The following is a 21,697-nucleotide window of genomic DNA, read 5'->3' as shown; positions in this document are numbered from 1 at the left end:
AGAGATGACCGGGAAGCGCCCTCGTGCTTCCCTCCCCCAAAAACCTCGTTATCAAATCGTCGTCTTTTCCGCAATGTGCAAAAAGGCGCCCCTCATATTGAGCCCATGGATCCAGGGTGTTGGCGATCGGCTGCCCGTCGACGGCAACAACGGGAACGCAGCTGCCCGTGGCGGACGTCAAAAAAACTTCGCGCGCACCGAGCATCTCGTCTTTCGAAAACTCACGCTCCTCCATCGCCACGCCGAGCTTGGCCGCCACGTCCAGGACCGTGGTACGGGTGACGCCTTGCAGGATGCCGTGCTCGGCAGGGCGAGTGACGAGTGCCCCATCCCGGCTGACGATCCAGACGTTCGAGAAGCCGACTCGGTGACATTGCCATGGCGGTCGATGAAGATCGCATCCTGGGCGCCGGAGTCGCGCGCCTGCTGCTTCGCCAGAACATTCGGGAGCAGGCCGACCGTCTTGATATCAACCCGGTCCCAACGATTTTCGGGGACGATGATTAGGTGGATGCCGTCGCGACACTTGCGCTGCATCGGCGCCGGGTCCACAGACTTGGCGGTGATCGTCAGGGTCGGCGGCGTGTCGGAAGAGGGGAAGAAATGGTCGCGGCGGGCTGTCTCGCGGGTCACCTGCAGATAGAAGATGCCGTTTGTCACCCGGTTGCGGCGCAGAACCTCGCGGATGACGGCGATCAGCGGTGCCCGTGCCATCGGAGGGGCGATCCGCAATTTGCGCAGCGAACGGTCGAGCCGGTCGAGATGGCGGGTCAGATCAATGATGAAGCCGGCCCGGACTTCTCAGACCTCGTAGACGCCGTCGGCAAACTGGAAGCCGCGGTCCTCGATCTGGATTGCCGCATCAGCATGCGGGACGTAGCGTCCGTTGACATCGGCAATTCTGGACATGGACGGCTCTTTCCGGTCGCTGCTCAAAAATACTGAATGGAAACGCGGAACATCTGCTCGACATTCTTGACCGCCTCGGCAGTTGAAAATAGCACCACGCGGTCCTTGGCCTTGATCTTCGTGTCGCCGCTTGGTCGCAAAACCGTGCCGCCGCGGTAGATCGCGCCGATGCGGATGCCGTCGGGCAGGTCGAGCTCGCGAAAGGGTCTGCCGACGAGCGGCGATGTTTCCAGCGCCTCGGCCTCGATAACTTCCGCAGACCCCTGCTGAACGGCATAAACGGAGCGGATGCGGCCCTTGCGGACATGCTGGAGCACGCGCGAGATCGTGACGGCGCGCGGGTTGATTTGGGCGTCGATGCCGACGGTCTTGGTGACGTTGTTGAGCGACGAGCTGTTAACGAGAACGAGGTTCGACTTACAGCCGAGTGACTTTGCCATGACGGCGCCCAGGATGTTGATCTGGTCGCTGTTGGTCAGCGTCACCATCAGGTCGGCGTCCTGGACGTCGGCCTGCTGGAGGATGTTCTGGTCGAGCGCCGAGCCATGCAGGACGACCGTGTGGCGCAGCTGTTCCGATACCGCGGCCGCTTTTTCCCGATCCGTTTCGATGATCTTGAGGCGGGTCTTCGGCTGCAGGTCTTCGATGGTGCGCGCGACGTAGTGGCCGATATTACCGCCGCCTGCGATGATGATACGGCGCGCCTCCTGCTCCTCGTGACCGAAGAGTCCGAGCGTGCGGCGCACGTGCTCGCGCTGGCAAATGACGTAGGCAAGGTCACCCGCATGCAGCTGATCGCCGGAATGTGCGATGGAGAGCCGCCCGCCGCGGAAGATGCCGACCACCGTCGCCATGAGATCGGGGAAGAGCTCGCTCAGCTGCTGCAGCGGCGTGTTGAGAACCGGGCAGTCCTCCATGCACTCGATGGCCACCATCGCAATCGAATCCTCGGCAAAGCGCACGATGTCGGTGGCACCGGGGAAGGAAATGCGCCGCAGCACCATCTTGCCCACCTCGATCTCGGGCGAGATCGTCACATCGATGGACATGTGCTGGCGGCTGAAAAGGTCGGAATATTCCGGCTTCAGGTAACTCTGGGCGCGGATGCGGGCGATCTTGGTCGGCACGTTGAAGAGGGCGTGCGCAACTTCGCAGGCGACAATGTTGACCTCGTCGTAGAGCGTCACCGCGATGATCATGTCCGCTTGCTCGGCGCCAGCCTTGGCCAGCACGTCGGGGTGGGCACCGTGACCGACGTAGCCGCGGACATCGAGGGTTTCCGTGATGGCGTTGACGAGCGAAGCGGACGTATCGATCACCGAAACGTCGTTATCCTCCTGCGACAGGCGCTCGGCGATACCGTAGCCCACCTGCCCTGCGCCACATATGATGACTTTCATACCTGCTCTTTCACCGGCAAGAGACCGGTTCTGGCTGTTTCACCCGACGTCAGACGCCGAGCGACTTCAGTTTGCGGTGAAGCGCCGAGCGCTCCATGCCGACGAATTCCGCGGTACGCGAGATATTGCCGCCGAAGCGGTTGATCTGCGCAATCAGATAATCGCGCTCGAACATTTCGCGAGCCTCACGCAGCGGCAGCGTCATGATGTGATGGTCCCCCTTCGAGGAGACCTTCGGCAGCATGTCGCCAAGGTCGGTCGGCAGCATGTCCGCAGAAATCGCGGTATCCGGACCGTCCGAACGCGCCAGGATCATCAGTCGCTCGACGTTGTTGCGCAGCTGGCGGATGTTGCCCGGCCAGTCATGCGCCTGCAGGACGGCCATGGCGTCCTCGCCGATCCTGCGCGGACGGATACCCGCCTGCTCGGAGATCTGGCGCATGAACATGTCGACGAGAAAGGGAATGTCCTCGCGGCGCTCGGCCAGCGCCGGCACCTTGACCGGTACGACCGCCAGCCGGTGATAGAGGTCTTCGCGGAAGATGCCTTCGGCGATCAGGCTTTCCAGATTATAGGCCGTAGACGAGATGATCCGCACATCTACCTTGACCCGCTTGGAGCCGCCGACGCGCTCGAACTGCTGGTCGACGAGCACGCGCAGGATCTTGTTCTGCGTCTCGCGCGGCATCTCGCCGACTTCGTCGAGGTAGAGGATGCCACGGTGAGCTTCTTCCAGCGCACCGATCTTACGCTGCTGCCCCGGTCCGCCTTCGGTGCCGAAGAGTGCGATCTCCATTCGGTCGGGCGTGATCGTTGCCGCATTCAGGGCGACGAAGGGGCCGTTGGCGCGGGCGGACCTCTTGTGGATCATGCGCGCCACCAGCTCCTTGCCGGAGCCGGAGGGGCCGAGGATCATGATGCGGCTGTTGGTCGGCGCCACCTTGTCGATGGTCTGGCGCAGCTGCGAGACGGCGACGGACGTGCCGACTAGCTCGACCGCATCGCCCGTGCGCTTCTTCAGCTCGCTCACCTCGCGCTTGAGGTTGGAGTTTTCCAAAGCCCGCTCTGCAATCAGGATGAGACGATCCGCCTTGAACGGTTTTTCGATGAAATCAAAGGCGCCGCGCTTGATAGCGGACACGGCCGTCTCGATGTTACCGTGGCCCGAGATCATCACCACCGGCAGGTCCGGGTGACGGCTCTTCACCTCGTCCAGCAGTGCCAAGCCGTCGAGCTTTGAGCCCTGCATCCAAATGTCGAGGAAGACCAGGCGCGGGACCCGGTCGGAGATTGCGGCCAGTGCGCTGTCGCTGTCGTGTGCGGTGCGTGTCTCATGCCCTTCGTCGGACAGGATGCCGGAGACGATCTCGCGGATGTCGGCCTCGTCGTCAACGACCAGAATATCAGACGCCATATGCGAATTCCTTGTCGGTTCCAGTTCCGGCGCCGCCTGCCTGCACGACGTGCGGCAGCAGCACCCTGATCATGGCGCCGCGGCCATGATCGAATTCGGGAGGTGCGTCATGAAGTTCGAGCTGCCCCCCGTGCTCCTCGATGATCTTCTTGACGATGGCGAGCCCGAGGCCCGTGCCCTTTTCGCGCATGGTCATGTAGGGCTCGAGAATGCGATGACGGTTTTCCGCGGGAAGGCCGCTGCCATTGTCGATGATGTCTACCACAAAGGTATCGCGGCCATGGTCGAAGCGGGACCGCACCCAGACCTTGCGGCCATCCCGTTCCTGATCGCTCGGAACCGATTCAATGGCCTCCACGGCGTTCTTGACGAGGTTTCCGAAGGCTTGGCCGAGCATGCGGGCGTCGAACATCCCGGTCAGCGACGCATCTCCAAGGTCGCGGACGAACTCGACGTGGCTTGTGCCCATCTCGCGCAGGAAGACGGCGTCGCGGAGGATGTCTCGCAGATCCGTCTCCTCCTTAGCCGGCTTCGGCATTCGGGCGAAGGAGGAGAACTCGTCGACCATGCGTCCGATATCTCCTACCTGGCGCACGATCGTATCCGTGCACTGGTCGAAAACCGCCCGATCGTCGTCCGCGATCTGCTTGCCATAGCGACGCTTCAGCCGTTCGGCAGAGAGCTGGATCGGCGTCAGCGGGTTCTTGATTTCATGCGCAATGCGGCGGGCGACGTCGGCCCAAGCCGTCGAGCGTTGGGCGATCACGAGATCAGTGATGTCATCGAGAGTGACCACGTAGGAATCTCGAGTGGAGCTCTGCTCCTCGCGGGTCACCTGGACGCTCAGCGTTCGTTCCTTGCCACCGCGCATCAGGTTGACCTGCTTGCGGAAGTCGTTGCGTGCGCGGGAGGCGGCTTCGGAAAGAACCTGGTCTATCTCGGGCACTACTTCCGAAAGCTTGCGCCCCATCAGCCGCTCCGCCGGAAGACCGAGGAAGGCTTCGGCGGACGGGTTGACGATGGTGATGTGGCGATCATCCTCGACGCCGATCACGGCAGCCGTTACGCCGGATAGCACCGCCTCGATGAAGCGCCGGCGGTCGTCCACCTCGTCCTTTGCCTCAAGAATCTCATCACGCTGGCTGCGGATCTCGGAGATCATCTTGTTGAAGGTGCGCGACAGGTTGCCGACATCGCCATCGGCGGCCCGAACCGGCACGACGACATTGAGATCGCCCTGGGCGACGCTGTCTGCGGCGCTGATCAGCAGCCGGATCGGCCGGACGATGCGGTCGGCGACGGCGATCGCCGTCCATATCGCTGCAAGCAGCACGATCAAGGCAAAGCCGAGATAGAGGATGGCGAAGGCAATCTGCAGCGAGGTGCGGCCGGCTTCCATCGCCTGATATTCGGCGGTGTTATCCTCCATCAGCCGCATCGCGCCCATGACCTTCGGGTCGACGGCGCGGATGGTATAGAGGAAGGAGCCCGGGATACCGTCTAGCTTGATGATGGCGCCGACGAGGTTCGTCACCCCCGGCGGAATAAGCGTCGGCTGGCCGGCGGCGGCCTTCTGCAGGGCATCCTGAGGAATCGCCGGGAGCGGCCGCTCGGTGCTGATGTCGGCCTGGGCAATCGCCTGCCCGTCCTCGCGCACCAGGAAGGCGCCGAGCATGCCACGACCGCGCGCCTGGCGGGTCATCATGTCGACGAAGCCGGTGCGGTCCAGGTAGAACATCGCCCGGTTGCGCTCCAAGTCATTGGCCATGGAAACGGTTTGGCCCTGGAGATAGCTGGCATTCTCCATCATGTAGGCCTGCGCCACATCCGTGGAGGAGCGGACGATCGACTGGGTGCGGATGGAGAACCACCGGTCGAGACCGGCGCTCAATGTGATGCTGGCAAAGATGGCAACCAGGACTGCTGGCGTGATAGCGACCAGGGAAAACAGCACCACGACGCGGATGTGGAGCCTCGCCGCAGCGCGCCCGCGACGCCGAGCTTTCGAAAGGCGCAAAACCTCGCGCGCGATCAAATAGATGAGGCCGACGACAAAGACCCCGTTGAGGATCGCCGATGCGATGACGACCTGAGTGGTCGGCGCAATCGGCGTCAGCCCGACGAGAACGAAGAGCGTTAGGATGGCGCAGACAAGCGCGCCACCGGCCAGCAACAGGCCCGGCAGCGCGAAGGACGCTCGCCGATCCTGAACCATGCCATCGGGCTCGGCTTCAGCCTTGGGCGAGACAACGCCCTCGATCATTGCATTACTCCTTGCCCCGACACCGGTGGCGTCCCCGCCTCGCTTGATGGCCGCAGGCTCTTTCGGAGCAGTCCTCAAACGGCAGATACCTGCGTTGCTATTGAGCAACGTTTTGTGGCGAAAATGCAACGACCGCGGGTGTCGTGTCAAGCAACGCAAGCGCGACCTGAGCGGCCGCGCGAGACAAAATTTCGTTGGCTAGTCCTCAGGCCGCGGAGATGTTGTGGCCTCCACCGTTCTCGAAGACGCGCCGGGCAGCTGCAAGCTTTTGATCCGTCACGTCTACCGAGACTTCGACCTCACCGTCAAGCTGCGCGTCGCCGCGCGAATGGTCGCTTCGCGTGGAGGGTGCATCACCACCAGAGGGTCTGGTGCCGCTGGTATTAGCGCCGCCGGCAGCCCCGATAAAGACGTCGGCGCGATCGATTCCGTGCTCCTGGGTCAGATGCTCGACCGCGAGGTCCGCAGCTTCTCGTGTCGGGAAGGTTGCTTTGATCGTCTTTGCGCTATCGTCTGACATCACTGGTCTCCTTTTGCCTTATCCAAGGCGAGAGGGCAGGAATGGTTCCCATCTAGGCTTCTCGATTCTTGGGCGGCAGTGGCAAGACTATGGCGCCAGGGAGCCCGCATCCCTAGGGGTTGTTGCTGGTTGGGCCCGACTCCCGAACAATGCCCGTTGCCGGCGTTCCGGCCGGCGCGGGATCCGTGCTTCCCGGAGGGCGCAGCGCGACCCATACGAAGATGCAGATGAGGAAGATCGCCAGGCCGGTCACCGCCCACTGTGATCGTGAACGGCCCCTGCGGGAGCCAGGGCGCTCCTGCCCTTCATACTCGGTCGTGGTCTGCTTGGCGCCGTAGAAATCCTGTTCCCTCGTCGGCATGGCCTGTCTCCTTCGCCACGCAGAACGGCGACAGAAGCCAGGATGTTCCTCTTCCCCTTTTCCGAAAGAAGAGACGACCGGGTGGAACGCGATCAGGCGCTGCGCGAACTGCGGTAAACGGAGACGCCTAACTCGCGGATCTTCTTGCGAAGGGTGTTGCGGTTGAGGCCAAGGAGGTCGGCTGCCTTGATCTGGTTGCCGCGGGTCGCCGTCAGGGCGGCAAGGATCAGCGGGTACTCCATTTCGCGGAGTACCCGGTCGTAGAGCCCGGACGGCGGCAGCCCCTCGCCGAAACCGGCAAAATAGCTGCGCATGTTTTCCTCAACTGCCTGGGCGATCGTGAGCGAACCGTTGCGCGGTGTCATCTTGTCGATCGGGCTATCGGGTGTGTCGGAGCGCAGTTCGGCTTCGACGATCTCGCGGGTGATGACGTCCTGCGGGTAGAGCGCCATCAGACGGCGCATGAGGTTCTCCAGTTCGCGGACGTTGCCCGGCCAGGCATAGGCCTTCATCGCGTCCAGCGCCTCGTTGTCAAATCGCTTGACGTCGAGGCCTTCCTTCTCGCCCATCTGCATGAAGTGACGGACGAGATCCGGAATGTCTTCGGCGCGATCGCGCAGCGGCGGCAGACGCAGCGGCACGACGTTCAGGCGGTAATAGAGGTCCTCGCGGAAGAGGCCCTGGTTGATGAGCTGCTTCAGGTCCTTGTTGGTCGCGGCGACGATGCGGACATCGGTGCGGATCGGGGTGCGTCCGCCGACGGTGGTGTACTCACCCTGCTGCAAGACGCGCAGAAGCCGCGTCTGGGCGTCCATCGGCATGTCGCCGATTTCGTCGAGGAAGAGCGTTCCGCCTTCCGCCTGCTCGAAACGACCGGTGGAACGCGACTGCGCACCGGTGAAGGCGCCCTTCTCGTGGCCGAAAAGCTCCGACTCGATCAGGTCACGCGGGATCGCGGCCATGTTGATGGCGACGAAGGGCCCGTTGCGGCGCTTGCCGTAATCGTGCAGCGCGCGGGCGACGAGTTCCTTGCCGGTGCCGGACTCGCCGGTGATCATCAGGGTCAGGTCCGTCTGCATCAGGCGGGCGAGAACGCGGTAGATCTCCTGCATGGCGGCGGAACGGCCGACCAGTGGCATGCCATCCTGCGTGTCGTCGTCGAGGCGCGCGGGCTTCTTCTTCGGTTCGGCCAGCGCACGGCCGATGATGGCGATCAGCTCCGTCAGATCGAACGGCTTCGGAAGATAATCGTAGGCGCCCTTTTCCGATGCCTTGATGGCAGTCATGAAGGTGTTCTGCGCGCTCATGACTAGAACCGGCAGATCGGGCCGAGCCTTCTTGATCCGTGGCAGAAGATCGAAGGCGTTTTCGTCCGGCATCACCACGTCGGTGACCACGAGATCGCCCTCGCCCGCCGACACCCAGCGCCACAGTGTGGCGGCGTTGGAGGTGATGCGGACGTCGTAGCCGGCGCGCGTGAGCGCCTGGTTCAGCACAGTGCGGATGGCCGCGTCGTCGTCGGCGACAAGGATCGTGGCAGTCATTTGGCTTTCCCTGTGATGGTATGGGCAGCACCGGGTTCGACCGCGGGCGCCTCCTTGTGCATCGGCATAAGGACACGGAAGATCGTGCGGCGGTTCTGGCTGTCGCATTCGACGATGCCGCCATGAGCGCCGATAATCTTGGCGACCAGCGCCAACCCGAGTCCGGACCCGTTGGTCTTTGTGGTGATGAAGGGGTCAAAGAGGTTCGGCAGCAGATCGGCAGGCACGCCGGGTCCGTTGTCGATGACGCAGAACTCCAGCGGCAGCGAGATCTTTTCGCGCGAGCCTGCCACCGACAGCCGGATGCCAGGTCGATAGGCGGTCGTCAGCATGATCTCGCCGTCGGGCTGGTCTGCGATCGCTTCGGCAGCGTTCTTCACCAGGTTCAGGAAGACCTGGACCAGCTGGTCACGGTTGGCATGCACCGGCGGCAGCGACGGGTCGTAGTTTTCTGATACCTTGATGTCGCGGCCAAAGCCTGCTTTGGCGATCGCCTTCACGTGATCGAGGACCGAATGGATGTTGATCGGCTGGCGGGCCACCGGACGCTCGTCGGAAAAGACCTCCATGCGGTCAACCAGGGAGACAATCCGGTCCGTCTCATCGCAGATCAGGCGCGTCAGGGCACGATCCTCATCCGGCACGGACGTCTCCAGCAGCTGTGCGGCGCCGCGGATGCCCGAAAGCGGGTTCTTGATCTCATGGGCCAGCATGGAGGCAAGGCCCGTGACCGAGCGGGCGGCGGCGCGGTGCGTCAGCTGCCGGTCGATCTTGTCGGCCATCGAACGTTCCTGGAAGACGACGACCACGGAGCCTGGCTCGCTTGCCACCGGTGCGACGTAAAGATCAACCAGCTTGTCCTGACCAAGACGCGGCGAGGACAAGTCGACGCGATATTCGTTGACCGGCGCCTTGCGTTCCCGCACCTGGTCGATCAGCGCGAGAAGCGGGCTGCCGAAGGGGATCAGTGTCGAGATCTCGTGACGGGCAAGCTGCGCGGCACTCGCCCCGAAGAAGGACTCAGCCTCCCAGTTGGCGAAGGCGACATGTCCTGTCGGATCGACAAGGATCACCGGGTTCTGAACGGAGTTGAGAACTGCGAGCGCCAAGGCATCCGAGTGCGTGGATTGCGACTTGCTCATGCCGCCCTCCTTTCGGGAGCATCGCTCGCGCTGCCGAGCACCTCCACCATCAGGCGGATGACGTCTTCTGGTTCAACCGAGCGGTAGATCGCAGCCTTCGCCTCGCCCGAGACGCCGGGCGCCAGACGGTCGAGATACCAGCCAAGGTGCTTGCGAGCGTGACGCAGCCCCGCCTCAAGGCCGTAGAAGCTGAGCATAGCTTCGTAATGCTCGATGGCGATATGGACCTGCATCCCCCGCGACGGCGCGGGATGACCAGCAATCGTGCCGATGTGCCACGGCCTGCCCTGCGCACCGCGGCCGATCATAACGGCGTCGGCGCCGGAGCGAATCAGGATCTCCTGCGCATCGCGTTCCGACTGAACATCGCCGTTGGCGATCAGTGGAATGGCAACAGCCTCCCGCACCTGCCGGATGGCCTCCCAGTCCGCCCTGCCTTCATAGAACTGCATGCGGGTGCGACCGTGGATCGTCACGAGCTGGATGCCAGCTTCCTCGGCTTGCCGCGCAATCTCCGGCGCGTTGATCGAATTCTCGTCCCAGCCCAGGCGCATCTTCAGCGTCACCGGGACACCCACCGCCTTCACCGTCGCGTCGATCAAGGAGAGTGCCAGATCCGGATCGCGCATCAGGGCGGAGCCGGAATAGCCGCCGGTAACCTTTTTTGCAGGACAGCCCATGTTGATATCGATGATATCCGCACCGTTGTCGGCAGCGATCCGCGCTGCTTCAGCCATCCAGTGCGGCTCGCGGCCCGCGAGCTGGACCATGTGCGGCCCCAACCCTGCCCGCTTGAGCCGTGCCCAGGATTCGCCCCGGCTCATCGCGAGCTCGCGGCTTGCGATCATTTCGGTTACGACGAGACCTGCGCCCCATTTCCAGGCAATCTCCCGGAAGGGCAAGTCGGTCACTCCCGACATCGGCGCCAGGATCACTCTGTTTCTGATGGCAACCGGCCCGATGCTAAACGGCTCGGCAAGATGCGGAATAAGCAAATGGTGATCTTTCGGGCACGTACAGTTACTGCACTATTTTTAGCCACTCTTTTCGTGGATCACAAGAGCAATCGCAACGAAACAAGATGACCGGGCGCGGCTGGCAAAACGCGTTGTGAGTCTATAGTGCTCGACTGTCAACTCTTTGTGTCAGCAACAGCTTTGGGTCGTGGCTCATTCATGAACATCGGAATCGTCATCGTCGCTGCCGGCCGCGGCGAGCGCGCGGGCACGAGGGAAGGGCCGAAGCAATATCGCCTGATCGGCGGGAAGCCGGTGATTGCGCACACGCTTGCTGCCTTCCTGAACTGGGAGAAGAGCGGGCGGGTGGTGGTAGTCATCCATCCGGACGATCAGGGCCTGTTTTCCGCGGCCATCGAAGGCGTGGCTGCGGCGGACCGCGTCACCACGGCTTTGGGAGGAAGCACCCGGCAGCAGTCGGTGCTATCCGGCTTGAGAGCCCTGTCGCAGACGGACGCCACGCATGTCATGATCCATGATGGCGCACGGCCTTTCGTTGACCAAGCGCTTATGGAACGAATCGCCTCACAGCTAAGCGCCGGCAGAAATGCGGTGCTGCCTGCCCTGCCCGTTACCGACACGCTGAAGCGTGGCAGCCATGGCCAGGTGCAGGAGACGGTTTCCCGCCAAGACCTCTATGCGGCGCAGACGCCGCAGAGCTTTCGCCTGGCAACGATCCTGGAGGCTCATGAGAAAGCGGCTGCGTCTGGCCGTCATGACTTCACCGATGACTGTTCGATCGCGGAGTGGGCGGGGATAGCGGTGGCGCTGGTGGAAGGGTCACCGGACAACGTAAAACTGACAGTGAAGCGAGATTTAATCATGGCGAACCAGAAGCTTTCGGCGGCAGCCCTTCCGGATGTCAGGACCGGCAATGGCTACGACGTGCACCAGCTAGAGCCGGGCGACGGCGTGACGCTGTGCGGCGTCTTCATCGCGCACGACCAGAAGCTGAAGGGGCATTCGGACGCCGATGTGGCCTTGCATGCGCTGACCGACGCTTTGCTTGCCACCTGCGGGGCCGGAGATATCGGCGACCACTTTCCGCCGTCCGATCCGCAGTGGAAGGGCGCGCCCTCCAAGATCTTCCTCGCCCGGGCGGCAGAGATCGTCCGCTCGCACGGCGGGACCATCATGAATGCTGACGTGTCGCTGATCGCAGAGGCCCCAAAGGTCGGTCCGCACCGGCAGGAAATGCGAGAGCGGATGGCCGAGATCCTCGGCATCAGCCTCGACCGCTGTTCGGTCAAGGCGACGACCAACGAGACGATCGGCTTTGTCGGCCGACGCGAAGGCATTGCCGCCATCGCCACCGCCACCGTCGGCTACCAAGGCGACGTGGAATGACTCTCTTTCCGGCGGAAATCGAAGAGCAGGCGGCAAAGATCATCGCCCTCTACAAGGCGCGACGGCTGATGCTCTCCACCGCCGAATCCTGTACGGGCGGACTGATCGCAGGCGCGCTGACGGAGATTTCCGGTTCCTCCGCCGTCGTCGACCGTGGCTTCGTCACCTATACGAACGAGGCGAAGGTGGAACTGCTGGGCGTTTCCAAGGCGACGTTGGCGGAATTCGGCGCCGTTTCGAAGGAGACGGCGCTGCAGATGGCGCATGCGGCGCTCTACCGATCGCGGGCCAATGTCGCGGTGGCGGTTACCGGCATTGCCGGGCCGACCGGAGGCTCCGCCGAGAAGCCGGTAGGACTCGTGCACCTGGCGGTAAAGTCCAGGGCGGGAGAGATCAGTCACCGCGAAATGCGCTACGGCGACATCGGCCGCAGCGAAGTTCGACTTGCGACTGTTGCCACGGCACTGGAGATCTTGGCGGAAGCGTCTCAGGCCGGCGCGTAGATCTTGTCGGCGCGCGCTTCGAAGGCATCGGCAAAGGTGCGGAAGGCGCGGTCGAACATAGAGCCCATTAACGCGCCGAGGATCCGGCTCTTGAACTCGTATTCGATGAAAAAGTCGACGACGGAGCCGTCGCTCGTGGGACGGAAGCGCCAGCGATTGTCTAGATACTTGAACGGGCCTTCGATGTACTTCACGTCGATGGCAAGTTCTGCAGGGTTCAGCAGCACCTGCGTGGTAAACGTCTCGCGGATTGCCTTGTAGCCTACGGTCATGTCGGCGATCAGCAGCGTCTTGCCGTCGCGCTCCTTGCTGGAACGGATTGTCAGCGCCTCGCAGAGCGGCAGGAATTGCGGATACTTCTCCACGTCGGCAACCAAGGCGTACATCTGCTCGGGAGAGTGCTTGACGGGGCGGTGAGTCTCGAACTTGGGCATAGAGCGGAGTTAAGCCTGCCGCCCAAGAGAATCAAGAAGTTCGCGCATCTGTCGCCGCGATTTAAGCTCGAGGAGAGGCATAGCCGACTCGTAGGCAGCAAGCGCTTCGATGATCATCGGCGCGTGATCCTACTCGAAATTCCAGATGTAGCGCAAGAAAGCTGGTCTGACTACTCTGCTGCCTGAAGAACCTTCCGCTCCCGCGCTGCGCGCAGACGCTCGAAGTCGTCGCCGGCGTGGTGGGAAGAGCGGGTGAGCGGGCTGGAGGACACCATCAAGAAGCCCTTGGTATAGGCGACCGTCTCGTAGGATTTGAACTCCTCTGGCGTGACGAACTTCATCACCGCGTGGTGCTTGCGGGTCGGCTGTAGGTATTGGCCGATGGTCAGGAAGTCGACGTCTGCGGTGCGCAGGTCGTCCATCAGCTGCAAGACCTCGTTGCGCTCCTCGCCGAGGCCCACCATGATGCCGGACTTGGTGAACATGGTGGGATCGAGTTCCTTCACCCGCTGCAGGAGGCGGATGGAGTGGAAGTAGCGGGCGCCGGGACGCACCGTGAGATAATTGCCGGGGACAGTTTCCAGATTGTGGTTGAAGACGTCCGGCTTGGCGGCCACGACGCGTTCGAGAGCGCCCGGCTTCTTTAGGAAGTCCGGCGTCAGGATCTCGATCGTCGTGGTCGGCGAGGCTTCGCGGATCGCCCAGATGACCTTCTCGAAGTGCTCCGCGCCGCCATCGTCGAGGTCGTCGCGATCGACGGAGGTGATGACGACGTGCGACAGGCCCATCTGCCGGACCGCCTTTGCGACATTCTCCGGCTCCAGCGGATCAAGCGCATTGGGCCGTCCGGTCGTGACGTTGCAGAAGGCACAGGCGCGGGTGCAGATCTCGCCCATGATCATGAAGGTTGCGTGCTTCTTGTCCCAGCACTCGCCGATGTTCGGGCAGCCGGCCTCCTCGCAGACGGTCACGAGCTTGTGCGAGCGCACAAGTTCGCGCGTTTCCATGTAGCCCTTCGAGACGGGCGCCTTGACGCGGATCCATTCCGGCTTGCGCAGCACTTCGGTGTCCGGCCGGTGCGCCTTTTCCGGATGCCGCACGCGCTTGACTTCTTCCGTTGCCGTTCTGTCGAGGATGGTGACCATCAATTACCTGCCTTCGCCGCGGAGGCGGCTTTCCGTCAACGACGGATGATTTTCGCGAGGAATAACAGAACGCAGGAGCCGATGAAACCTGTCACCAGGAAACCCAGCCACCCGCCTGCGACATGGATGTCGGCGCTCTCGAAGGCGGCACTTGCGACGATCGCCCCCACGATGCCGATGAAGATGTCCATGAACAGGCCGTAGCGCATGTCCATGAACTTGCCTGCGAGCCAACCCGCAAAGCCACCGATGATGATTGCGGCAAACCAACCCACGCCTTCCATTCGTCATCCCTCCGGTCGAGTTTCACATGTGGGCGATGCTGGGCCGTGGAACAAGCCCGCATCGCCACCGGAACATCAGGCGTTGAGGACACGGCCATAAGCGTCGAGCACGCTTTCCTTCATCGTCTCCGAAATGGTCGGATGCGGGAAGATCGTGTGGATCAGGTCCTCTTCCGTCGTTTCCAGGTTCATCGCGACGACGAAGCCCTGGATGAGTTCGGTGACTTCGGCGCCGACCATGTGGGCACCGAGGAGCTCGCCGGTCTTCTTGTCGAAGATGGTCTTCACCATCCCTTGGTCCTCGCCAAGCGCCACGGCCTTGCCGTTGGCAGCAAACGAGAAACGACCGACGCGAATATCCCTGCCCTGCTCCTTCGCCTTGGCTTCCGTGAGGCCGACGGAGGCAACCTGCGGATGGCAGTAGGTGCAGCCCGGGATCTTCAGCTTGTCCATCGGATGAACGTTCGGCAGGCCGGCGATCTTTTCGACGCAGATGACCGCCTCGTGCTCCGCCTTGTGGGCAAGCAGCGGCGGACCGGCCACGTCACCGATCGCATAGATGCCGGGGACGTTCGTCTTACCGTAGCCGTCGATGACGATGAAGCCGCGATCCGTCTTCACGCCGGCGGCCTCAAGCCCGATGTTCTCGATATTGGCCTGGACGCCGACGGCGGAGATCATACGCTCTGCGGTGATTGCCTGCGTCTTGCCGTCCTTTGTCTCGACATGGGCGGTGACGGAGTTTGCCCCCTTCTCCACCTTCGTAACCTTGGCTTCGAGCAGGATCTTCATGCCCTGCTTGTCGAATTGCTTCTTTGCCAGCGCCGAGATCTCCTCGTCCTCCACCGGCATGACCTGCTTCATGATCTCGACGACGGTCACGTCGACGCCCATGGTGCTGTAGAAGGAGGCGAACTCGATGCCGATCGCGCCCGAGCCCATGACGAGCAGCGACTTCGGCATTTCCTCCGGCTTCATCGCCTCGAAATAGGTCCAGATCAGCTTGCCGTCGGGCTCCATACCGGGCAGAGCGCGAGGACGCGCGCCGGTGGCGAGGATGATGTGCTTGGCGGTATAGGTGCCTTCCCCCAGCGTGTTCTTCGGCACGGGGCCCTGCGGCTGGACGATGGGCTTGGAAATCTTGCCGACGACGATCTCGCCGGGCTTAGTGATCTTCGCTTCGCCCCAGATGATATCAACCTTGTTCTTCTTGAACAGGAAGCCGACGCCGTTGTTCATGCGGGCAGCGATGCCGCGCGAGCGGGCGACGATTGCCTTGATGTCAGGCTTGATGGAGCCTTCGAGCGTCAGGCCGTAATCCTTCGCGTGGCTGGCGCTGTGCATGACGTCAGCGGTTCGGAGCAGCGCCTTGGTGGGGATACAGCCCCAGTTGGAGCAGATGCCGGCAAGGTGCTCGCGCTCGACCACGGCAACCTTCATGCCAAGCTGTGCTGCGCGAATGGCGGCGATATAGCCGCCGGGGCCGGAGCCGATGATGATGACGTCATAAGCGTTGGACACGGGCCTTCATCTCCTTCTTCATCGGGTCGGGACGGACCGGCGGTCCGTCCCATTTCCCGCGGGATAAGGCACGGTCCTATTAGGCGCGCGTCAGCATCCCGTAAATCTCGTCCTTCAGAACCATTCGCCGCTTGCGCATATCTTCGATATACGGGTCGGCGACCGGCTCCACTTCAGTTTCGGCCCGATGGATGGCGCGATTGACGTCGCGGTAATCCTCGAGCACTTGGGCGAAACGCTCATCGCTGACCTTCAGCGTGTGCATCTTGTCCATATATTCCGGAAATTCCTCCTGAATTTCGTGCGGCGTGTTCGACATGGTCTTCTCCTCTTGTCACTGGACTGATGAGGATGAGGCCTAAAGAACCCGCCTTCTTATTCCTTGATCGTGCTCAACTCCGTTTCGAACCGTGCTACACCCCGAGCATCACGCGCACGATCGGCTCCAGGCCGCGGCCCAGTGCGCGCGTATTCTCTGCATCAAGATGCACCCCGTCGAGCGGCGTCGTGGTGGCTACCGACGCGGCATCATAGAAGCCGCAGCCCATCTCGTCGGCAAGGTCGCGGTAGAGCGACGCCAGCATCCGAGACTGTTCGACGCCGCCGGCAAACATGGCAGCAAACAGCGGATCTGCCGTCTCGCAGAGTGGCGGTGGCGAGACGATCAAAACGTCTGGCGCATCATAGTCGAACGACCACTCGTGGTGGCGGACCAGCGCGACCAGACGCTGGATGCCCTGGCGTGCGGCGATTGCAGTGCCCGCAATCCCCGGCTTCATGTCGTTGGTGCCGAGCATGATGATGACGAGGTCGAGCGGCATCTGGGTGTGGAGAACCGTCGGCAGGTTCTTCACACCGTTACGGTCGCAATCCGCCAGATGGTCGTCGTAGCCGGTGGTGCGGCCATTCAGACCCTCGGCAATGACGTTCACTTCGGGACCGAGTGCGGCAGAAAGTACGGTCGGCCACCGGTCCTCGAACCGGTGGCGTCCGGGCCCTTCAGGGTCGTAGCCCCAGGTGAGGGAATCGCCGAAGCAGAGGATGGTCTTCATGCCTGCCGTGTACCAATCATTCCAGCGACCCCGCGCAATCTGCTTTCGTCTTGAACCTACTTCGCCTTCATCAGCGCTTCGACCTTGCGCTCCAGTAATTGCCGGTGACGAACTTCGACATCATCGTGTCGGCCGTCAGAGCCGTGCGAATTGTACCGCTTTCAGTTTGTCCAACCGTTGCCGGACCTCATCGAACTGCACCCGAATGTCACCGCGCATCTCACGCATCTTGCCACGGATTTCCCGCAGCATTGGCATGATCATCGTCCATCTGACGCTCCTTGAGGAGCTCTGTCTTCAACTCACGCGCGATATGGAGATCATCGCATCAAAAGTCACGATCAGACCACTCCGGCGTGAAGCGGTAGACCCTCCCCGTGAAGGGGAGGGAAAGATCGCTAAACAAGCATGCCCATCGGGTTCTCGACGTGGCGCTTGAAGGCTGCGGCGAGTTCGGCACCGAGCGCTCCATCGATGACGCGGTGGTCGAAGGCGAACGTTGCCGTCATCACCGTTGCCACCTTGATCTCGCCGTTCTTAACCACCGGCTTCTCGACGCCGGCACCGATCGAGACGATCGAGGCATGCGGCGGGTTGATGATCGATGTGAAGTTGGCGACGCCGAACATGCCCAGGTTAGACACGGCGGTCGTGCCGCCCTGGTATTCTTCCGGCTTCAGCTTCTTGTCACGCGCGCGGCGCGCGAGGTCCTTCATCTCGTTGGAGATGGTGGACAGCGTCTTCGTTTCCGCCTTCTTGATGATCGGTGTGATCAGGCCATCGGGAATGGCGACGGCAACGCCAACATCGGAGTGCTTGTGCATCAGCCGGGCCGTCGAGGTCCAGGAGGCGTTCGCTGCCGGAACGTCGCGCAGGGCCAGAGCCATCGCCTTGATGATGAAGTCGTTGACCGAGAGCTTGAATACCGGGACTTCGCCCTTCTCCGTGTTGCGCATCGGCGCCGACTTGTTGATCTCGGAGCGCAGCTTCAGCAACGCGTCGAGCTCACAATCCATCGAGACGAAATAGGACGGCACCGTCTGGTGCGATTCAAGCAGGCGCGAGGCGATCGTCTTGCGCATGCCGTCATGCGGCAGAAGCTCGTAGGACCCCTCTTGGAAGAGGCGCAGTACCGCGTCGTCGCCCGCACCCTTGGCCATCGCGGGCGCGGTGGCCTGGGGTGCTGCGGTGGCTGCCGCCGGCGCTGCCTTGCCGGTGCCGGAGGCGGTTGCCTTTTCCACGTCCGCCTTCACCACGCGACCACGCGGGCCAGAGCCCGTGACAGCGGAAAGGTCGAGACCAGCCTCCTTGGCGAGGCGACGTGCCAGCGGCGACGCGAAGATCCGATCGCCCGAGGAGGATTTCGGTGCAGGCGTCGAGGGTGCAGGCGGCGTATCGGCCACCGGCTGCTCGGCTTGCGGCCTGGCAGGCTCGACTTTCGGCGCGTCCTGCTTGGCTTCCGCCGGAGCGGCGGCAGGCTCGGTTGCGTCTGCAGATGCGCCGCCGGAGGCAGCGGCCTCCTTCACGTCCTCGCCTTCACCGGCGAGAATGGCAATCAGTGCATTGACCTTGACGGCTTCGGTGCCGGCCGCAACGACGATCTTCGCCACCGTGCCTTCATCGACGGCTTCCACTTCCATGGTCGCCTTGTCTGTTTCGATCTCGGCAATGACGTCGCCGGGAGCGACCTTGTCGCCCTCCTTGACCAGCCACTTCGCCAGGTTGCCCTCTTCCATCGTCGGCGAGAGGGCGGGCATGGTGATGTTGATCGGCATCTGCGCCCTCCCTTACTTGTAGCAGACGGTCTTCACCGCCTGAACGACCTCGCCGACATTCGGCAGGGCCAGCTTCTCGAGGTTGGCGGCGTAAGGCATCGGCACGTCCTTGCCTGCGATCGTCAGGATCGGCGCATCGAGATAGTCGAAGGCCTGCTGCATGACGCGGGTGGCGATTTCGGTGCCGACCGAGTTCTGCGGGTATCCTTCCTCGACGGTGACCAGACGGCCGGTCTTCTTGACCGATTCAATGACGGTCGGCAGGTCCATTGGGCGGATCGTACGAAGATCGATCAGTTCGACGTCGATGCCTTCCTTCTCCAGCTCCGCGACCGCCTTGGTGGCATAGGTCATGCCGATGCCGAAGGAGACGATGGTCGCATCCTTGCCCTGCTTGTGGATGCGGGCCTTGCCGATTGGCAAGACAAAATCATCCAGCTTCGGCACGTCGAACGACTGACCGTAGAGGATCTCGTTTTCGAGGAAGATCACCGGGTTCGGGTCGCGGATCGCGGCCTTTAGCAGGCCCTTCGCATCGGCTGCCGTGTAAGGCATGACGACCTTGAGGCCGGGAATGCTGGAATACCAGGCAGCATAATCCTGGCTGTGCTGAGCAGCCACGCGGGCGGCGGCACCATTCGGGCCGCGGAAGACCATGGGCGCGCCCATTTGGCCGCCGGACATGTAGAGCGTCTTGGCCGCCGAATTGATGATCTGGTCGATCGCCTGCATGGCGAAGTTGAAAGTCATGAACTCGACGATCGGACGGAGGCCCGCCATTGCGGCACCAACGCCGACCCCGGCAAAGCCGTGCTCGGTGATCGGGGTATCGACTACACGGCGGGCGCCAAACTCCTGCAGCAGACCCTGAGTGACCTTGTAGGCGCCCTGGTATTCGGCAACTTCCTCGCCCATGACGAAGACGGTCTCGTCGCGGCGCATTTCTTCAGCCATCGCGTCACGCAACGCTTCGCGGACGGTGGTAGACACCATTTCCGTGCCTTCTGGAATGTCCGGATCGGCAGCGACGTCGATCTTCGGCTGGGCCGGGACCTTGTTGTCGGCGGAGGAAGCCGGTTCGTCCTTGGCTTCGCGTGCCTTGCCGCCTGCGGCGTCCGAGGTCGCGGCCGGCGTATCGGCATCGGCCTTCGCCGCCTCAGGCTGAGCGGGCTTTTCCGCCGAAATGGAATCGGCGTGTTCGCCCTCCTGCAGAAGGACGGCAATCGGCGTGTTGACCTTGACGTTTTCGGTACCGGCATCGATCAGCAGCTTGCCGATCACGCCTTCGTCGACGGCTTCGACTTCCATCGTCGCCTTGTCGGTTTCGATTTCGGCAATGACGTCACCGGAGGTGACCTGGTCACCTTCCTTCTTCAGCCACTTGCTGAGGGTGCCCTCCTCCATGGTCGGGGAAAGGGCGGGCATAAGGATATCAATTGGCATTCTAGTGTCCCTCCCCGGATCAGAGCAGAATATCGGTGTAGAGCTCGGAGGTATCCGGCTCCGGATCGGACTGGGCAAAATCTGCCGAGTCGGAGACGACGTCGCGGACGTCCTTGTCGATTGCCTTCAGCTCTTCTTCCGTGGCCCAATGCTTTTCCAACAGGCGATTCTTCACCTGCTCGATCGGGTCGTGCTCCGAACGCATCTTTTGCACTTCGTCCTTGGAGCGGTACTTCGCCGGGTCGGACATGGAGTGACCGCGATAGCGGTAGGTCAGCATTTCTAGAATGATCGGCCCTTTGCCGGAGCGGCAATGCTCTGCCGCCTCGTCGCCCGCGGCCTTGACGGCGCGGACATCCATGCCGTCGACCTGGAAGCCAGGAATACCAAAGGAGGCGCCGCGCTGGGAGAAATCGGTCTGGGCGGAGGCGCGCGAGACGGAGGTGCCCATGGCGTAGCGGTTGTTCTCGATCACGTAGACGATCGGCAACTTCCAGAGCTGCGCCATGTTGAAGCTTTCATAGACCTGGCCCTGATTGGCAGCGCCGTCGCCGAAATAGGCGGTCGAGATGCTGTCATTGCCGCGGTACTTGTTGGCAAAGGCGAGGCCGGTTCCGAGAGAAACCTGGGCGCCGACGATGCCGTGGCCGCCGTAGAACTGCTTTTCCTTGGAGAACATGTGCATGGAACCGCCCTTCCCCTTGGAATAGCCGCCCCTGCGCCCCGTCAACTCGGCCATGACACCACGGGCGCTCATGCCGGTTGCCAGCATATGGCCGTGGTCGCGATAGCCGGTAATAACCTGATCACCTTCCTTCAGCGACATCTGCATGCCGACGACGACCGCTTCCTGGCCGATATAGAGGTGACAGAAGCCGCCGATGAAGCCCATGCCGTAAAGCTGACCGGCCTTTTCCTCGAAACGACGGATAAGCAGCATGTCGCGGTAAGCCTGGAGCTCCTGCTGCTTGTCAAATTCGGCGATCGTTCCGCCGTTGAAGTCCTTCTTTGCAGGCTTTGCCGCGGATTTGCGGCCGGATACAGACGCGGTCTTGGTCGGCGCCATTCATCCCTCCCTTTGTGCTGCATTGTGTCATTTGTGAGCGCCACCATAGGGAAGAAACAGCACCCCAGCAATGCCATAAATGCATGGCACGCATTCCGCTCAAGCCTATGATATCGTTAACGAAAGTTAGTTTAACTCGAATCCAGTTAATCTAGAAGTAGTTGTTGAATATGACGATTTCGTCTTCGCGGGAGACGTTCAGCTGGTAGCGGGCGATCTCGTCCAGCATGTCCTTTTCGAGGGATCCGTCGCTTAGCAGCTGAACCTGGCGCTCGAGCGCCTCGCGCTTCTCAGTCAGCACCTCAAGCTCCGCCAGCCGATCGAGCCGCTGGCGCTCGAATTTCTCCGTCGCCACGAGACCAAGCTCGCCATGCAGCGAATGGTAGCCGAAATAGGAGAGGAAGGCGACAGTGATGAGCGGTAGAACGAAGCGACCGAGTTTTCTTTCCTTGTGATGCTTGGTCCACATGCCCAGCGACATCCCTGTAACCCATTACGACGCTTCAAACTCGCAGAACTTGCTTAAGCAATGGTTGACCAGACCGGATATGAAAAAGC

The 21,697-nt window shown here is 62.2% G+C and carries 20 protein-coding genes and 1 pseudogene; 2 read left to right on the top strand and 19 right to left on the bottom strand.

Annotation, left to right across the window (positions count from 1 at the left end; genetic code table 11):
- Positions 1-51: 51 nt before the first annotated feature.
- From MUU54_RS17385 to dusB, 9 genes and pseudogenes are all read right to left on the bottom strand, one after another.
- Positions 52-909 (bottom strand): annotated as a pseudogene (locus tag MUU54_RS17385) (D-amino-acid transaminase).
- A 23-nt stretch (positions 910-932) separates the two neighbouring features.
- Positions 933-2,309, bottom strand: coding sequence for a Trk system potassium transporter TrkA (gene trkA / locus MUU54_RS17380; RefSeq protein WP_247245284.1), 1,377 nt, complete (start codon positions 2,307-2,309; stop codon positions 933-935).
- Between the two features lie 49 nt (positions 2,310-2,358).
- The gene (gene ntrX / locus MUU54_RS17375) at positions 2,359-3,723 is read right to left on the bottom strand and encodes a nitrogen assimilation response regulator NtrX (protein WP_247245283.1); all 1,365 of its coding nucleotides are present in this window, start codon (positions 3,721-3,723) and stop codon (positions 2,359-2,361) included.
- Positions 3,713-5,986 (bottom strand): sensor histidine kinase NtrY-like, encoded by a 2,274-nt coding sequence (locus MUU54_RS17370; protein ID WP_247245282.1) that lies wholly within the window; start codon positions 5,984-5,986, stop codon positions 3,713-3,715. The genes ntrX and MUU54_RS17370 overlap by 11 nt, the downstream gene beginning before the upstream one ends.
- A 205-nt stretch (positions 5,987-6,191) precedes the next feature.
- Positions 6,192-6,506 carry a hypothetical protein gene (locus MUU54_RS17365; RefSeq protein ID WP_247245281.1) on the bottom strand — a complete coding sequence of 105 codons (315 nt, stop codon included), beginning with the start codon at positions 6,504-6,506 and terminating at the stop codon, positions 6,192-6,194.
- 112 nt (positions 6,507-6,618) lie between these two features.
- The gene (locus MUU54_RS17360) at positions 6,619-6,867 is read right to left on the bottom strand and encodes a hypothetical protein (RefSeq protein WP_247245280.1); all 249 of its coding nucleotides are present in this window, start codon (positions 6,865-6,867) and stop codon (positions 6,619-6,621) included.
- A gap of 92 nt (positions 6,868-6,959) precedes the next feature.
- Complete coding sequence (gene ntrC / locus MUU54_RS17355; RefSeq protein WP_247245279.1) at positions 6,960-8,411, bottom strand: nitrogen regulation protein NR(I); 1,452 nt, start codon at positions 8,409-8,411, stop codon at positions 6,960-6,962.
- Positions 8,408-9,553, bottom strand: coding sequence for a two-component system sensor histidine kinase NtrB (locus MUU54_RS17350; RefSeq protein ID WP_247245278.1), 1,146 nt, complete (start codon positions 9,551-9,553; stop codon positions 8,408-8,410). The genes ntrC and MUU54_RS17350 overlap by 4 nt, the downstream gene beginning before the upstream one ends.
- Positions 9,550-10,548, bottom strand: coding sequence for a tRNA dihydrouridine synthase DusB (gene dusB / locus MUU54_RS17345; protein ID WP_247245277.1), 999 nt, complete (start codon positions 10,546-10,548; stop codon positions 9,550-9,552). The genes MUU54_RS17350 and dusB overlap by 4 nt, the downstream gene beginning before the upstream one ends.
- A 180-nt stretch (positions 10,549-10,728) precedes the next feature.
- On the opposite strand from dusB, the gene MUU54_RS17340 reads away from it, so the two are divergent.
- Both MUU54_RS17340 and MUU54_RS17335 read left to right on the top strand, forming a co-directional pair.
- Positions 10,729-11,916: a bifunctional 2-C-methyl-D-erythritol 4-phosphate cytidylyltransferase/2-C-methyl-D-erythritol 2,4-cyclodiphosphate synthase gene (locus MUU54_RS17340; RefSeq protein WP_247245276.1), complete on the top strand. Its 1,188-nt coding sequence runs from the start codon at positions 10,729-10,731 to the stop codon at positions 11,914-11,916.
- Positions 11,913-12,419 (top strand): CinA family protein, encoded by a 507-nt coding sequence (locus MUU54_RS17335; RefSeq protein WP_247245275.1) that lies wholly within the window; start codon positions 11,913-11,915, stop codon positions 12,417-12,419. Before MUU54_RS17340 ends, MUU54_RS17335 begins: the two co-directional genes overlap by 4 nt.
- On the opposite strand, the gene MUU54_RS17330 is transcribed toward MUU54_RS17335, so the two are convergent.
- From MUU54_RS17330 to MUU54_RS17285, 10 genes are all read right to left on the bottom strand, one after another.
- On the bottom strand, positions 12,404-12,853 hold the full coding sequence (locus MUU54_RS17330; RefSeq protein WP_247245274.1) for a type II toxin-antitoxin system RatA family toxin: 450 nt from the start codon (positions 12,851-12,853) through the stop codon (positions 12,404-12,406). The genes MUU54_RS17335 and MUU54_RS17330 overlap by 16 nt on opposite strands.
- A 170-nt stretch (positions 12,854-13,023) precedes the next feature.
- Positions 13,024-13,998: a lipoyl synthase gene (lipA, locus tag MUU54_RS17325; protein ID WP_247245273.1), complete on the bottom strand. Its 975-nt coding sequence runs from the start codon at positions 13,996-13,998 to the stop codon at positions 13,024-13,026.
- A 35-nt stretch (positions 13,999-14,033) separates the two neighbouring features.
- Positions 14,034-14,282 (bottom strand): GlsB/YeaQ/YmgE family stress response membrane protein, encoded by a 249-nt coding sequence (locus MUU54_RS17320; protein ID WP_247245272.1) that lies wholly within the window; start codon positions 14,280-14,282, stop codon positions 14,034-14,036.
- A gap of 75 nt (positions 14,283-14,357) precedes the next feature.
- Positions 14,358-15,803 (bottom strand): dihydrolipoyl dehydrogenase, encoded by a 1,446-nt coding sequence (gene lpdA, locus MUU54_RS17315; RefSeq protein ID WP_247245271.1) that lies wholly within the window; start codon positions 15,801-15,803, stop codon positions 14,358-14,360.
- Positions 15,804-15,882: 79 nt separating this feature from the next.
- Positions 15,883-16,122 carry an HP1242/YdcH family protein gene (locus MUU54_RS17310; RefSeq protein WP_247245270.1) on the bottom strand — a complete coding sequence of 80 codons (240 nt, stop codon included), beginning with the start codon at positions 16,120-16,122 and terminating at the stop codon, positions 15,883-15,885.
- A gap of 94 nt (positions 16,123-16,216) precedes the next feature.
- Positions 16,217-16,855, bottom strand: coding sequence for an SGNH/GDSL hydrolase family protein (locus MUU54_RS17305; protein WP_247245269.1), 639 nt, complete (start codon positions 16,853-16,855; stop codon positions 16,217-16,219).
- Between the two features lie 398 nt (positions 16,856-17,253).
- A complete protein-coding gene (locus MUU54_RS17300; RefSeq protein ID WP_247245268.1) occupies positions 17,254-18,630 on the bottom strand; it encodes a pyruvate dehydrogenase complex dihydrolipoamide acetyltransferase in 1,377 nt (458 codons plus the stop codon).
- A gap of 12 nt (positions 18,631-18,642) precedes the next feature.
- Positions 18,643-20,073, bottom strand: a complete 1,431-nt coding sequence (locus MUU54_RS17295) for a pyruvate dehydrogenase complex E1 component subunit beta (RefSeq protein ID WP_247245267.1) — start codon at positions 20,071-20,073, stop codon at positions 18,643-18,645.
- A gap of 19 nt (positions 20,074-20,092) precedes the next feature.
- Positions 20,093-21,139 (bottom strand): pyruvate dehydrogenase (acetyl-transferring) E1 component subunit alpha, encoded by a 1,047-nt coding sequence (pdhA, locus tag MUU54_RS17290; RefSeq protein ID WP_247245266.1) that lies wholly within the window; start codon positions 21,137-21,139, stop codon positions 20,093-20,095.
- Between the two features lie 151 nt (positions 21,140-21,290).
- Complete coding sequence (locus tag MUU54_RS17285; RefSeq protein ID WP_247245265.1) at positions 21,291-21,608, bottom strand: FtsB family cell division protein; 318 nt, start codon at positions 21,606-21,608, stop codon at positions 21,291-21,293.
- Between the last annotated feature and the right edge of the window lie 89 nt (positions 21,609-21,697).

The sequence above is a fragment of the Pseudorhizobium tarimense genome (assembly GCF_022968135.1).
Classification (GTDB): domain Bacteria; phylum Pseudomonadota; class Alphaproteobacteria; order Rhizobiales; family Rhizobiaceae; genus Neorhizobium; species Neorhizobium tarimense.
Note: the sequence above shows the minus strand (reverse complement) of the source record. Positions and strands in the feature narration are given on the sequence as shown.